The 14,073-nt window shown below is 63.9% G+C and carries 9 protein-coding genes; 5 read left to right on the forward strand and 4 right to left on the reverse strand.

What is annotated here, in order from left to right:
- Positions 1 to 14: 14 nt before the first annotated feature.
- The gene (locus tag IGS61_RS21965) at positions 15 to 755 is read right to left on the reverse strand and encodes a Crp/Fnr family transcriptional regulator (RefSeq protein ID WP_076568319.1); all 741 of its coding nucleotides are present in this window, start codon (positions 753 to 755) and stop codon (positions 15 to 17) included.
- 238 nt (positions 756 to 993) lie between these two features.
- Here IGS61_RS21965 and IGS61_RS21970 point away from each other — a divergent pair, with 238 nt between their 5' ends.
- Positions 994 to 3,090 (forward strand): putative bifunctional diguanylate cyclase/phosphodiesterase, encoded by a 2,097-nt coding sequence (locus IGS61_RS21970; protein WP_230541566.1) that lies wholly within the window; start codon positions 994 to 996, stop codon positions 3,088 to 3,090.
- A gap of 7 nt (positions 3,091 to 3,097) precedes the next feature.
- Here the strand turns inward: IGS61_RS21970 and IGS61_RS21975 are convergent, their stop codons facing one another.
- Together IGS61_RS21975 and IGS61_RS21980 are read right to left on the reverse strand one after the other, a co-directional pair.
- Positions 3,098 to 4,138: a porin gene (locus tag IGS61_RS21975; RefSeq protein WP_230541567.1), complete on the reverse strand. Its 1,041-nt coding sequence runs from the start codon at positions 4,136 to 4,138 to the stop codon at positions 3,098 to 3,100.
- Between the two features lie 532 nt (positions 4,139 to 4,670).
- Positions 4,671 to 6,947, reverse strand: a complete 2,277-nt coding sequence (locus IGS61_RS21980) for an ankyrin repeat domain-containing protein (protein WP_230541568.1) — start codon at positions 6,945 to 6,947, stop codon at positions 4,671 to 4,673.
- A 248-nt stretch (positions 6,948 to 7,195) separates the two neighbouring features.
- Here IGS61_RS21980 and IGS61_RS21985 point away from each other — a divergent pair, with 248 nt between their 5' ends.
- From IGS61_RS21985 to IGS61_RS22000, 4 genes are all read left to right on the forward strand, one after another.
- Positions 7,196 to 10,015, forward strand: coding sequence for a valine--tRNA ligase (locus IGS61_RS21985; protein WP_230541569.1), 2,820 nt, complete (start codon positions 7,196 to 7,198; stop codon positions 10,013 to 10,015).
- Positions 10,016 to 10,128: 113 nt separating this feature from the next.
- Complete coding sequence (locus IGS61_RS21990) at positions 10,129 to 10,596, forward strand: DUF2147 domain-containing protein (protein ID WP_230541570.1); 468 nt, start codon at positions 10,129 to 10,131, stop codon at positions 10,594 to 10,596.
- Between the two features lie 275 nt (positions 10,597 to 10,871).
- Positions 10,872 to 12,389, forward strand: coding sequence for an ice-binding family protein (locus tag IGS61_RS21995; protein WP_230541571.1), 1,518 nt, complete (start codon positions 10,872 to 10,874; stop codon positions 12,387 to 12,389).
- A gap of 13 nt (positions 12,390 to 12,402) precedes the next feature.
- A complete protein-coding gene (locus tag IGS61_RS22000) occupies positions 12,403 to 13,542 on the forward strand; it encodes an OmpA family protein (protein ID WP_230541572.1) in 1,140 nt (379 codons plus the stop codon).
- A gap of 54 nt (positions 13,543 to 13,596) precedes the next feature.
- On the opposite strand, the gene IGS61_RS22005 is transcribed toward IGS61_RS22000, so the two are convergent.
- Positions 13,597 to 14,064 carry a YaiI/YqxD family protein gene (locus IGS61_RS22005; protein WP_035828617.1) on the reverse strand — a complete coding sequence of 156 codons (468 nt, stop codon included), beginning with the start codon at positions 14,062 to 14,064 and terminating at the stop codon, positions 13,597 to 13,599.
- Positions 14,065 to 14,073 lie beyond the last annotated feature (9 nt).

Genomic DNA, 14,073 nt, shown 5'->3' on the forward strand with positions numbered 1-14,073 from the left:
CGGAAATGCGGCGCCTAGCGGCCTTGGCGCTGGCGCACGTCCGACAGCAGGCGCGCGAATTCCTTCTTCACCACGCCATAGCATTCGCACACATTGCCTTCGAGGCCGGCGCGGTCCTGCACCGTGATATGGCCGCGCCGATAACTGATGAGGCCGCGCTGCTGCAGGCGCCCCGCCGCTTCCGTCACGCCTTCGCGGCGCACGCCCAGCATGTTGGCGATCAGTTCCTGCGTCATGGTCAGCTCGCGGTTCGGCAGGCGGTCCATGGTCAGCAGCAGCCAGCGGCACAATTGCTGTTCCACCGTATGGTGGCGGTTGCATACGGCCGTCTGCGACATTTGCGTGATCAGGGCTTGCGTATAGCGCAGCAGCAAGCGCATGACGGGTCCGGCGCGGTCGAATTCTTCCATCAGCAGATGGGCCTTGAGCCGGTAGCCGACGCCGCCCGTCTGCACGACGGCACGGCTCGGCGTCGAGTTGCCGCCCATAAATAGCGACACGCCCACGATGCCCTCGTTGCCGACGCCGGCAATTTCCGACGAGCCGCCATTTTCCAGCAGGTAATGGATGGAAACGATGGCCGTGGTGGGAAAGTACACGTGCTGCAGCTTGTCGCCCGAGTCGTAGATCACGTCGCCCAGCAGCATGGAGACTTGCTCCAGATGGGGAGCCAGGCGCGCGAAATCGGCGTCGAGCATGGCGGCGAGCAAATGGTTTTGATTCGGGTTGTGCAGCTGGGCATGCGGACTCGACATGGGCAGGTTTCCTGGTTTCCAGTCGTCAGCTAGGGGGTGTATGAAAGGCGTCCGAACGAGGGTCGCCATGGTGTGCAGCGTAACACACTGCTTGCACGGTGGACCGACTATATTTCTTGCTGGCATGAATGTCCGTTCGGTAGCGAACGGACGCTGCATCGCTGCGCGCCCTACAGTCAATCACTGCCAGGGCTGCCCGATCACGGATCGGTGCCGGCGCTGCTTACCGGACGCCATCATGCAATCATTCTTCAAGCGCATCTCCATTTCCGTCTCCACCTCGGCCCTGATCACCCTGGCGGTCGGCCTGTGCCTGACGGCGCTGTGCTATGTCTCGGCGCGGCAGATCGAAGCGGAAAGCGCCAGGGTGCTGCTGCAATACCACGCCAGCGGCCATGCGCTGAGTGCGGCCATGCTGCCCGCGCATGGGCTGACCCTGGATGCGAACCGCCGCGGCTCGCTGTACGTGTTGCTGGGTGGAATATTATCGAGCCTGCTGGCCACGGCCTATGTGTACCAGCTGGTGTCGCGCAATTCCGTGATTGCCCGCATCACGGGCGAACGCACGGCGGCCTTGCAGTTTGCCAATTTGCGCCTGTCCGAGGATATCGCCGCGCGCATGCGCAATGAAAAGTCGCTGCGTTTGCGCGAACGCATCATCGAAGTCTCGGACAATGCCATCATCCTGTGCAGCGCCGACGCGCCCGGCTACCTGATCGAATACGTCAATCCCGCCTTCGAGCGCATCACGGGGTACGCGGCCGGCGAAGTCATCGGACAGCGACTGGAAGACCTGCAGGGGCCGGAACATGCGCGCCAGGACATGCATGCCATCAGCGCGGCCTTGAACGAACAGCGCGAAGGCAAGGCCATCGTACGCAATTTCCGCAAGGATGGCAGCACGTACTGGAGCGAGCTGTTTGTCGCGCCCGTGCGCGACGATGGCGATGGCGCCGTCAGTCACTTTGTCGTGGCGCAATATGACATCAGCACCGTCATGCGCTTCGAGCAGGAACTGGAATTCCAGTCGCGCCACGATATCCTCACGGGCCTGGCCAACCGTTTATTGCTGCGCGAGCGGCTGGAACAGGCGATGGCCGTGGCGCGCCGCAGCACCCTGCCCCTGTGGGTGGTCTTCATCGACCTCGACCGCTTTAAATTCGTCAACGACACCCTGGGCCACGACGCGGGCGATACCCTGCTGAAACTGATCGCCGACCGCCTGCGCGCCGCCACGCGCGAAGTCGATACGGTGGCGCGACTCGGCGGAGACGAATTCGTCCTGCTGCTGCCGCAACACGCCAACAGCGACCCGGGCCAGCTCATCCTGCAGCGCGTGCTGGACGCCGTGGCCCAGCCGCTGCTGGTGGGCGGCCATGAATTCTTTCTCACGTGCAGCATGGGCGTGGCCACCTATCCCGACGATGGCGACAGCGCGGAAACCCTGATCAAGCATGCCGACATCGCCATGTACCGGGCCAAGGAGCAAGGCCGCAACCACTGGCAAAGCTACGCGCCGGCCATGAATGCCAGCATGCTGGCCCGGCTGAACCTGGAAAGCGAGTTGCGCCATGCGCTCGAGCGTGGCCAGTTCCACCTCGTGTACCAGCCGCAGGTGGAGCTCGACAGTGGCAAGATCGTCGGCATGGAAGCGCTGCTGCGCTGGCGCCACCCCACCCTGGGCGCCATCGCGCCCGGCGAATTCATCCACCTGGCCGAAGAAATGGGCTTGATCGTGCCCATCGGCGCCTGGGTGCTGCACACGGCGTGCGCGCAAGCAAGGGCGTGGCAACGGGAGGGACTGGGCGGCTTGCGCCTGGCCGTCAATTTGTCTGCGCGGCAATTCCGGCAAAGCGGCTTGCTGCAATCGGTGCGGGAGATATTGGCCGTGACGGGCCTGGAAGCGCGTTTCCTGGAGCTGGAATTGACGGAAAGCATGATGATGCAGGATGTGGAACAGGCGATCGCCACCATGGGCAAGCTCAAGGCGCTGGGCTTGCAGCTGTCGATCGACGACTTCGGCACCGGCTATTCCAGCCTGGCCTACCTGCGCCGCTTCCCCATCGACGTATTAAAAATCGACAAATCCTTCGTCAGCGACCTCACGCACAGCGACGACGACGCGGCCATCGTGCAAGCCATCATCGCGCTGGCACACAGCCTGCGCCTGAAAGTGATTGCCGAAGGCGTGGAAACGGCGCAGCAGCTGGCCTTCCTGCGCCAGCACGGCTGCGACCAGATGCAGGGCTATCTGTTCAGCCGTCCGCTGGCCGCACCCGCCTTCGAGGAATTATTACGCCAGGGCAGCACCTTGCCTGCCCTGGCGATGGTTTGAGCAGGCCTTAAAACGCGTGGCGCAAGCCGATGTTGAAAGCGCGGTTGCCCGTGCCCACTTCCGTGGCGTTGCCCACCATGTAGGCGGCATCGTTGCGGTTGCGGATGTGCGCGTAAGCAACATACACCTTGCTGCGCTTGGACAAGGCGTACGTGGCGCCGATGGCCAGCTGCTGCGCGTCGCGGTTGGCCGCATCGCGGTCATCCTTGCGCACATACGAGGCCAGCAAGGTCGTCGCGCCGAGCGGCACGGACACGCCGACGATGGCGTCGCGGCTGTCGTTCGACGCGGTGGGCGCCTGCGCCGCGCCATATGGGTTTTCCGCGAAGAACATCGAGCTGCCCTCGCCCGTGTTGCGGCCATAGCCGGCAAACGCCGTGGCCACGCCGAAGTTGTAGTTACCCGCCAGAATGGTGTTGTTCGCGTCGGCCTTGCCCGGCTCGCCGGCACGGCTCTGGCGCGCCAGGCGCAGGGTCAAAGGACCGTTGACATAGCCCAGGGACAGGCCCAGCGAACGTTGATCTGCCACAACACCCGTATGTTCGCCAAAGCCGTACATCACCGTGGCGGTGACGCCGCGCAGCTCGGGCGAGGTGTAGCGCACGGTATTGTCGATGCGCGTGGCCGAGTAGCCGGCCAGGTTGGTCGCCGCGCCGGCAAAGCCGCCTTCGAAGGGGTCGGCCACGTCCGTCAGCGCCTGGCTTTGCAGGTTGTACTGGCGGCCCACGGTCAGCATGCCCAGCGGGCTATTGAGGCCGACAAAGGCCTGGCGGCCGAACAATTGGCCCGCCTGGTCCGAGCGGCCCGTGTCGCTCAGGACGCCCGCCTCCAGGGTGAACACGGCTTGCAAGCCATTGCCCAGCGCTTCCGTGCCGCGCAAGCCCAGGCGCGAACCGGCCGAGATGCCGCTGGTGAGCTTGCTGACGCCGCCTTCCTGCACCAGGCCCGCATCCATCAGGCCATACACTTCAACGGACGACTGGGCGTGGGCGGCAGGCAAGGCGCCCAGGGTGGTGGCAAGGCCGGCAACGATGGCGATTTTTTTCATGATGATTTCCTTGTAAAAGCGACACCAGGAAAGCGGCGGCCACGGCAAGGCCACAGGCGGCAAGGCGCCATGCGGGGGATGCCGTATCAAAAGACGACGCGCCGGACAACAAATCCTGGCTAAGCTGTGGCGGCAGCGGCGTGCAATGGAGGCGCCGCTTTGATTCCGCCGTGAATGGTGCACCGCTGGCGGTGCGCGTGGCTCAGGCGCCCGGCCCGGAGGGGACGCTCTGAAGGTGGCTGGCATCGCTGATGCGCTGGCCTTGAGACGCGGACGAGTGCTGGATATGAAACGTTATACAACCGCGTCTGCAGGCGCCGTCCGCAAGGGTGGGGCAGGAGGCGCCGAGGCCGGCATTGTAGCATCGGCAGCGCCCTTATTCCCGTTCTGTTGCAGGAAAACGACTCGCCAGGCCGCCAAAACACGGCCATTCCGCCGCGCAAGATGGCGCATGCCGTCCAGGCCAACACTGCGGCAGCGCCAGGCCGGCGGCCTTGCCCTGATCCTTGCAGGGCGGTGCGGCTGCCGGAATCTAGCGCGCCTTGGCTGCCGCCTTCAGCAAGGCCAGCACGGCCTTGCTTTCCGGTGTCGACGCCCGTTCCTGCGCCATCTTCAACACGGAAAATTCCCCGCCCTGCGGATCGGCGCCCAGGCTCAGCAACAGCTTGACCATCGCCGCGTCGCTATTTTCGACGGCCGCCAGCAAGGGCGGACGATAACCGTCGTTGACGATAGGCGCGCCCATCGCGGCCAGGCGGGCGACCCAGTCGTGCCGCTGGCTGCGCACCGCATGCCACAGCAGCGTCTCCTTTTCCAGACGCCGCGAATCGAGCGCCGCCTGCTGTCCCTGGTAAGACACTTCGGCGGCGGGGCCGACTTGCTGCCATGGCATGCCGGGCACCACCAGCTGGCGCAGCACGTCGTCGGACGCCGGCTGATGGTTGTACATGGCGCGCATCGCGGCGTCGAGCCAGCGATCCTCTCCCTTTGCATCATGCCGGGGCACGCGCTGCTTGAGCCAATCGAGCGCGCCGGCGTTGCCCGCTTCGGCGGCATAGGCGTACAGCGACTTGTCCTGCTCATCAACATTCGGCGTGGTGCCGGTGGCCAGCATTTTATCGAGCACTTCGGTGCCGCGCGTCAGGCGCAGCAAGCGCCCCCATATCAACGAATCGGCCAGCGGCCGTTCGGCTGGCTGCGCAGCCCCGCCTTTCTTGGCTTTTTTCTCTGCCAGATACTGGTCTACCAGCAAATATGGCCGGCCCGCGCCTGCGTCGAGCATGGCGATCATGCTGGCCGTCCGTTCATTCGCGTCTATCAATTCCGGCAAGATGCCCGCATCCTCTTGCTGCAAGGCGTATTCCAGCGGCGCCATCGTTTGGTTTTCGCCGCCGTATTGCCGCACATCGGCGCCATGCGCCAGCAACAGGCGCACCATCGCGGCATTGCCATACAGGGCAGCCAGATGCAGGGGCGCGGCGTGGTACAGCGTATCGCCTTCGCCGAGCGGCACGCCGCGTTGCAACAGCAGCGTCATCATGCGCAGCTTGGTGGGCAACAGCGCGGCGTGCCGCTCACGCAGCGCCTGGCGGCGGGCCGGCTGCGAGGCCTGCGCCAGTCGCTCCTGATCGTCGTCCCGCCACGTTTGCGCCTTCAGCCATGCCGCTTCGGCTTCGAACATGCTGGATGGAGGCAAGATCAAATAGTTCAGCAAGGGAAGCCTGTCGAGCGCATAGTTGCCCGGCTCGGCAACGCCGGCAAGCAGCTTGCCGAAAGCCGCTTCATCGCCCTCTCTGGCAGCCTTGAACAGCGCCGTCACCTCTGGCGTCGGCGGCAGCTTGTTGCGTGCCTCGTGCACATAATTGATCAAGCGTTCCATGCCGTGCACGGAGACCTGCGGCAACGGCATGCCCACCTTCCATGCCCGCGCCAGCTGATCCGCCTCGGCCTGTTGCGCCGCATTCAGTTTCTTTGCCCAGCGGGCCACGGCGTCGCCGGCCTCCGCCGCGCCGCCCGCCGCCGCCAACTGGCTCAGCATGGAAGCGAGCACATAGTCCTGCGGCACGCCCGCCTCCTCGCCATACAGCACGGCCAGCAGCAGCTGGGCCTTGGCAATGCCGCTTTCGGCGGCCTTACGCAGCCAGCGGGCGGCCTGCTTTTCATCCAGGCCGCCCGTGCCTTTCCAGCACAGCAAGCCCAGCTGGTAGGCGGCTTCCATGTCGCCGGCCTCGGCGGCGCGGCGGTACCAGTCCTGCGGCGAGCGCTGTCCCGTCAGCGACGTCGTCGGCAGGGGCGCGCCCCGCTTCCAGCTGGCAGCCAGGCGCACGGCTTCATCGACCTGGTCCGGCGACATCCTGCCACGCTGCGCCGGCAGGGACTTCTCCATCGCGGCCGCGCCGCTCCACTCCTTGTCTTGCTGCGCCAGCAGGTTGAGTGCATATGACAGCACCCGGTCGGCCGGCCCGCCTTCGCCCCGTTCATGCATTTGTGCCAGATCCTGCAGGGGCTTGCCTTCACCCTGCGCCGCCATGACGCCCAACCAGGGCCGCGCGCGCGATGGATTGCGCATGCGGCCCGGCGCGTATGCATACATGAAAACCAGCGCCTCCTGCGCGGCGCGATCGCCGCCCTTGGCCGCCAGCAGATACCAGCGCTCCGCTTCAGCCTCGCTGCGCTCCACGTCCCGGCATTCGCTCCGGCCCCCGTAGATATCGCCGAGGACTTTCTGCGCCTCCACATTGCCACCCTGCGCCGGTCCGCGCAATTGCGCCACGGCCTTGCTGCAGCGCCCATCCTGCAGAGCCTCCATCCCCTCCGGAACGCCGGCGCACGCGCCTCCGGCAGCCAATCCTGCGCCGAACACGGCCAATTGCCACAATTTTTTCATGATCGCCTGAATATTTAAATAATATTGCAAAGATGATAGCTTGAAAAAAATACAATGAGGCAATATTGCGCAATCGTGCGCGGCTTTTCGGGCCATCCAGGCCCGCTATTTGCTGCGCATGCTTTATGCACCCCTTATAATGGTTCCTTTTGCCAATCACACGCCAAATCATGGAATTAGCCAAGTCTTTCGAGCCCGCCGACATTGAACAATTCTGGCGCACCGAGTGGGAACAGCGCGGTTACTTTACCGCCACCCTCGATGCGGGAAAACCTTCCTTCAGCATCCAGTTGCCGCCGCCGAACGTCACCGGCACCCTGCACATGGGCCATGCGTTCAACCAGACCATCATGGATGGCCTGACCCGCTACCACCGCATGCTGGGCCACAACACGGCCTGGATACCGGGCACCGACCATGCGGGCATCGCCACGCAAATCGTCGTGCAGCGCCAGCTGGACGCGCAAAAGATTTCGCGCCATGACCTGGGCCGCGAGAAATTCGTGGAAAAAGTGTGGGAATGGAAAGAAAAATCCGGTTCCATCATCACCGGGCAAATGCGCCGCCTGGGCGCCTCGGCCGACTGGCAGCGCGAATACTTCACGATGGACGAGCCGCGCTCGAAAGTCGTCACCGACGTCTTCGTGCGCCTGTTCGAGCAGGGCCTGATCTACCGCGGCAAGCGCCTGGTCAACTGGGACCCCGTGCTGGGCACGGCCGTGTCCGACCTGGAAGTGGTGTCCGAGGAAGAAGACGGTTCCATGTGGTACATCAAATACCCGCTGGCCGACGGCAGCGGTTTCCTGACGGTGGCGACGACCCGTCCTGAAACCATGCTGGGCGACGTGGCCGTGGCCGTCGATCCGACGGACGAGCGCTACACGGCGCTGGTGGGCAAGATGCTGAAATTGCCGTTGACGGACCGCGAAATCCCCATCATCGCCGACGAATACGTCGACAAGGAATTCGGCACCGGCTGCGTCAAGATTACCCCGGCGCACGACATGAACGATTACGCCGTCGGCCAGCGCCACAAACTGGCGCAGATCGTCATCCTGACCCTGGACGCGAAGATCACGGACGACGCACCCGAAGCGTATCGCGGCATGGACCGCTTTGCCGCCCGCAAGCAGATCGTCGCCGACCTCGACGCGCAAGGCTTGCTGGAACAGGTCAAGCCGCATAAACTGATGGTGCCGCGCGGCGACCGCACGGGCGTCGTCATCGAGCCGATGCTGACCGACCAGTGGTTCGTCGCCATGAGCAAGCCGGCCCCGGAAGGCACTTTCTTCCCCGGTAAATCGATCGCGGAAACGGCGCTGGACAAGGTCGCCAACGGCGAAATCAAGTTCGTGCCGGAAAACTGGAGCACCACCTACAACCAGTGGCTCAACAACATCCAGGACTGGTGCATCTCGCGCCAGCTGTGGTGGGGCCATCAAATCCCGGCGTGGTACGACGACGCGGGCAATATCTTTGTTGCGAAAACGCAAGCCGAAGCGGAAGCCAAGGCGCTGGCCGCCGGCAGCACGGGTCCCTTGAAGCGCGACGACGACGTGCTCGACACGTGGTTCTCGTCGGCGCTGGTGCCGTTCTCGACGATGGGTTGGCCTGAAGAAACTCCGGACATGAAGGCCTTCCTGCCCTCGTCCGTGCTGGTCACGGGTTTCGACATCATCTTCTTCTGGGTCGCGCGCATGGTCATGATGACGGCGCACTTCACGGGCAAGGTGCCGTTTGAAACCGTTTACGTGCACGGCCTCGTGCGCGATTCGACGGGGCAAAAAATGTCGAAGTCGAAGGGCAACACCCTGGACCCGATCGACCTGATCGACGGCATCGACCTGGAAGGCTTGATCGTCAAGCGCACCACGGGCCTGATGAATCCGCGCGACGCGGAAAAGATCACCAAGGCGACGCGCAAGGAATTCCCGGAAGGCATTTCGGCCTACGGCACGGACGCCGTGCGCTTCACCATGGCCAGCTACGCCTCGCTGGGCCGCAACATCAATTTCGACCTGGGCCGCTGCGAAGGCTACCGCAACTTCTGCAACAAGATGTGGAACGCCACCCGTTTCGTCATGATGAACACGGAAGGCAAGGATTGCACGGCGAACGATGTTGATCTGTCGCAAGCGGACAAGTGGATTATCTCGCTGCTGCAAAAGGCGGAACTGGACGTGGCCAAGGGCTTTGAAGACTTCCGTTTCGACAATATCGCCGCATCGATCTACAAATTCGTGTGGGACGAGTATTGCGACTGGTACCTGGAAGTAGCCAAGGTGCAAGTACAGCAAGGTACGGAAGGCCAGCAGCGCGCCACCCGCCACACCCTGCTGCGCGTGCTGGAAGTGGTGCTGCGCCTGGCCCATCCGATCATCCCGTTCGTCACGGAAGCGCTGTGGCAAAGCGTTGCGCCGCTGGCCGGCAAGCTGCCGAAGGCCGACGGTGAGCCCAAGGGCGTGTCCATCATGATGCAGCCGTATCCGATCGCCAACACCGACAAGATCGATGAAAGCGCCGAAGCGTGGATGCAGCAGCTGAAAGCGTTGACGGATGCGACGCGCAACCTGCGCGGCGAAATGCAGATTTCGCCATCCGTGCGCGTGCCGCTGATCGTCGAAGCGGGCAATGCGACGGAAAAGGCCGCGCTGGCGTCGTACGCGCCGTACATCCAGTCGCTGGGCAAGCTGGCCGACGTGCAGATCGTCGACACGCTGCCGGACTCGCCTGCGGCCGTCGCCATCGTCGGCACCACCAAGCTGATGCTGAAAGTGGAGATCGACGTGGCGGCCGAACGCGAGCGCCTGGGCAAGGAAATCGCCCGCATCGAAGCGGAAATTGCCAAGGTCAACAGCAAGTTGGGCAATGAAAGCTTCGTCGCGCGCGCCCCTGCCGCCATCGTTGCGCAAGAAAACGAGCGTTTGCTCAGTTTTTCGGCGACAATTGAAAAACTGCGCGAACAGTTTGCTAAACTAGCCAGCGCATAAGGCAGGTTTGGAAGGATTGCGCGGCGTCATCCGTGACGCCGCGCAGCACCGCTGGTCTTGCCTTGGTATATAACTGTTCGTGACCCGATCAAAAAAACCATTGGAGACTAGCAATGCATAAAATTTTCAAAGCAAGCGTCACAGCAAGCATCATGATGGCCGCCCTGGCCATCGCCGGCAGCGCCGCCGCGCGCGACGGCAACTACACCCCTGTCGGCACGTGGAAAACCATCGACGACGCCAGCGGCAAGCCGAAATCCCTCGTCGTCATCACGGAAAACAACGGCGTCTTGCAAGGCAAGATCGACAAGCTGTTCCGTGGCCCGAACGAAGAGCAAAATCCCAAGTGCGACAAGTGCACGGGCGCCAACAAGGACCAGCCCATCATCGGCCTGGTGATCCTGTCCGGCCTGAAATATGACGGCAAGGAATGGACGGGCGGCGAAATCACGGACCCGGCCAGCGGCAAGGTCTACAAGAGCAAGGCCGAACTGATTGAAGGCGGCACCAAGCTGCAAGTGCGCGGCTATGTCGGCGTGCCGATGTTTGGCCGCTCGCAAACGTGGGTGCGCGAAGAGTAATCAACGCACGCCCTGCCCTGATGAAGCCGGCCATGCGCCGGCTTTTTTGCGTCCGCAAGCCCGCCCTGCTGTTGTTTTTCAGGCCGAATCGCTCCCTTTTGAACCTATCTGCAAGCGCCAGCAGCCTATGCGCGCCACCGAACATACTTGAAGTTTCCTAAATGAAATAGTGCATGCCTGTGACGCCATCGCCCTGTAGCGAAGGGCGGCATGGCTCTGCCGGATGACCTCATCCGCGGATGCCCGGCAATGATTGCCATGCACAAAGGAACTATATGAATCTCTTCAAGCGATTTTTGAGCCCGCTGCTCATCCCGGCCGGTTTGCTGGCCATGGCGGCCCTTGCCGGTTGCGGCGGCGGCGACCAGGGACGCGATCCCATCCTCGGCCTGCCGGCCGCCACCTTGTCCAGCCTGGCCGTCACGCCAGCCACGGCCACGGTCGCCATCGGCGCCGGCCAGCAATTCACGGCCATCGCCACGTATAGCGACGGTTCTTCGCAAGACGTCAGCGCCAAGGCGGCCTGGACGTCGGCCACGCCGGCCAGCGCGAGCGTCAATGCCGCCACGGGCTTGAGCACCGGCATCGTTGCCGGCGGCAGCAGCATCAGCGCCGCATTCGGCGGCAAGAGCGCGGCGGCCCAGTTGACCGTCTCGCCGGCGACCTTGCTGTCGATCGCCGTCACGCCGCAAAGCCCCGTCGTGCCAGTGGCCGCAACGCGCCAGCTGGCCGTCATTGCCACCTACTCGGACAACAGCACCGCTGACGTCACGGCCGGCAGCAGCTTCCTTGCCGCCACGCCCGCTTTCGCCACCGTCGCCAGCAATGGCCTCGTCACCGGCGTTGCCTTTGGTTCCAGCGTCATGAACGCCAGCTTCAACGGCAAGACGGCCAGCACCACCGTCACCGTGCCGGCCGCGACCATCGTCAGCATCGCCGTCACGCCGGCCACCGCCAGTGTCGCTGTCGGTGCCCAGCAGCAATTCGTTGCCACGGCAACGTATTCGGACAGCTCGAATGCCATCATCACCAACAGCGCCAGCTGGACTTCGGGCAGCGTCGCCAACGCCACGGTATTGAACACGGGCATCGCCACCGGCATCACGGCCGGCACCAGCAGCATCACGGCCACGGCCGGCGGCCAGTCAGGCAGCGCGCTGCTGACCGTCACGGCAGTGGCCATCCCGCCCGTCCTGAACCCGATCAATCTGGGCCGCGCGGCGCCGTTCGGCGTGCTGGCCGGCACTTCGATCACCAACAACTCGGGCGGCACCACGCTGATCACGGGCGACGTCGGTGCGCCTTCGCAGACCACCGATCCGACCCAGGCGGCCGGTTTTACCAATTACAAGTCGGGCGCCATCCTGGCCGGCGCCATGACGGATTTGCAAGCGGCGATCACGGACGGCAATAGCCGGACTTGCGACGTCAGCTTTGCCGGCGGCATCGACCTGGGCGGCCAGACCTTCGGTCCCGGCGTGTATTGCTATGCGGGCGCCATCAGCATCACGGGCACCCTGACCCTGAACGGTCCTGGCGTGTACATCTTCCGCACGGCATTGACGCTCGATTCGACCGTCAATTCGGTGGTGGCCCTGAACAATGGCGCCACGGCCGACAACGTCAGCTGGCTGCCCGTCGGCCCGACCACCCTGGCCGCGAACAGCGTCTTCAAGGGCAATATCCTGGGCCAGTCCGCCGCCATCACGGTGGGCGACAACACGACCCTGCTCAATGGCCGCGTGCTGACGGCTGCTGCCGTTACCCTGCGCAACAACCAGATCACCAAATAAACGGGACATGACCATGACTATCGCACACACACTGGGCGCGCTGAGCGTGATGGCCGGCGCCTTGCTGGCGGCACAATCGGCACAGGCGCAGGACAACACCTTCATCAACCCGGACTGGGCCAACAGCGCCTGGTACATCGGCGCGGGCGTGGGCCAGTCGCGCGCCACCATCGACGAGCCACGCCTGCGCGCCAGCCTGGCCGCCAACGGCGAGACGGTCACCGGTTTTACCAAGGACCAGCGCGACACCGGCTATAAATTGTTTGTTGGCCGGCAACTGAACCAGTATTTCGCTGTAGAAGCCGGTTACTTTGACCTGGGCAAGTTCGACTTCAAGTCGACCACCAGCGGCAACGGCGTACTCAACGGCGAAGCGGGCTTTCGCGGCGTGAACCTGGACTTGCTGGGCCAGCTGCCGCTGTCGCAGCGTTTGTCCCTGCTGGGCCGTGTCGGCATGCATTACACCAAGACGAACACGGAATTCAGCGGCAACCGCCTGCTGGGCTCGACCAATACGCATGCCAGCGAGCGCAAGCTCAACGCCAAGCTGGGCCTGGGCCTCGAATACAAGTTCAGCGAAGCGCTGGCCCTGCGCGGCGAAGTCGAGCGCTACCGCCTGAACGACGCCGTCGGCAACCGCGGCGATGCGGACCTGTATTCCGTCAGCCTCGTGTATAAACTGGGCCGCCCGGCCAGCGCCACGCCAGCCTACCAGCCGGTGCCGGTGGCATTGCCACCCATCAGCGAAACCATGCCGGCTCCTGCGGCCGAGGTGAAGCCGGCGCCCGTCTCGGAAAAAGTGTCGTTTGCTTCCGAAGCGCTGTTTGATTTCGATCAATCGACGCTCAAGCCGCAAGGCAAGGCGGCGCTGGACCAGTTGGTCGGCCAGCTGACCGGCATGGACCTGGAAGTGATCGTCACGGTCGGCCATACGGATGCCGTCGGTTCCGACGCCTACAACCAGAAACTGTCGCAGCGCCGCGCCGAAGCCGTCAAGGCTTACCTTGTGGCGCAAGGCGTGGAAACGAGCCGCGTCTACACGGAAGGCAAGGGAGAAACGCAGCCCGTGGCCGACAACACGAGTGCAGCCGGGCGCGCCAAGAACCGCCGCGTGACGGTGGAAGTCGTGGGGACACGCAAAGTCATGCGCTAGATCAAACTGGCGCGGAAAAAAACCGGCTTGCGCCGGTTTTTTTTCGTCCACCGATTATGGCGCTGGCGCCGGCTTGCGGTGATGCTTGCTCAGATGCCGGTCCAGGCTGTTGGCGAACTGTTGCCGGTCGGACTGGCTGAAGGCGGCCGGGCCGCCCGTGTCGACGCCGCCGCTGCGCAATTCCTCCATGAAGGCGCGCATCGTCAGTTGCTGGGCGATATTGTCTTTCGTATAAAACTCGCCACGCGGATTCAGCGCAAAACCGCCCTTGGTGAGCACGTCGGCGGCCAGCGGGATGTCGCCCGTGATGACGAGGTCGCCGGGATTCAACAGCCGCACGATTTCCTGGTCGGCCACGTCGGCGCCGGACGGCACTTGCACGGTACGGATGAAACGCGACGGTGGCACGCGCAAGCCCTGGTTGGCTACCAGGGTAAGCGGCAACTCCAGGCGGTCGGCCACGCGGTACAAGATTTCCTTGATGACCACGGGGCAGGCATCGGCGTCGATCCAGATCTGCATGCCCACGTT

The sequence above is a fragment of the Janthinobacterium sp. FW305-129 genome, assembly GCF_020858115.1.
Taxonomy (GTDB): Bacteria; Pseudomonadota; Gammaproteobacteria; order Burkholderiales; family Burkholderiaceae_D; genus Janthinobacterium.

What these genes read in the sequence shown, in the direction of transcription:
- IGS61_RS21965 (WP_076568319.1), bottom strand. Translation starts at nt 755, where the DNA reads ATGTCGAGTCCGCATGCCCAGCTGCACAACCCGAATCAAAACCATTTG.
- IGS61_RS21970 (WP_230541566.1), top strand. Translation starts at nt 994, where the DNA reads ATGCAATCATTCTTCAAGCGCATCTCCATTTCCGTCTCCACCTCGGCC.
- IGS61_RS21975 (WP_230541567.1), bottom strand. Translation starts at nt 4,138, where the DNA reads ATGAAAAAAATCGCCATCGTTGCCGGCCTTGCCACCACCCTGGGCGCC.
- IGS61_RS21980 (WP_230541568.1), bottom strand. Translation starts at nt 6,947, where the DNA reads ATGGAGGCTCTGCAGGATGGGCGCTGCAGCAAGGCCGTGGCGCAATTG.
- IGS61_RS21985 (WP_230541569.1), top strand. Translation starts at nt 7,196, where the DNA reads ATGGAATTAGCCAAGTCTTTCGAGCCCGCCGACATTGAACAATTCTGG.
- IGS61_RS21990 (WP_230541570.1), top strand. Translation starts at nt 10,129, where the DNA reads ATGCATAAAATTTTCAAAGCAAGCGTCACAGCAAGCATCATGATGGCC.
- IGS61_RS21995 (WP_230541571.1), top strand. Translation starts at nt 10,872, where the DNA reads ATGAATCTCTTCAAGCGATTTTTGAGCCCGCTGCTCATCCCGGCCGGT.
- IGS61_RS22000 (WP_230541572.1), top strand. Translation starts at nt 12,403, where the DNA reads ATGACTATCGCACACACACTGGGCGCGCTGAGCGTGATGGCCGGCGCC.
- IGS61_RS22005 (WP_035828617.1), bottom strand. Translation starts at nt 14,064, where the DNA reads ATGCAGATCTGGATCGACGCCGATGCCTGCCCCGTGGTCATCAAGGAA.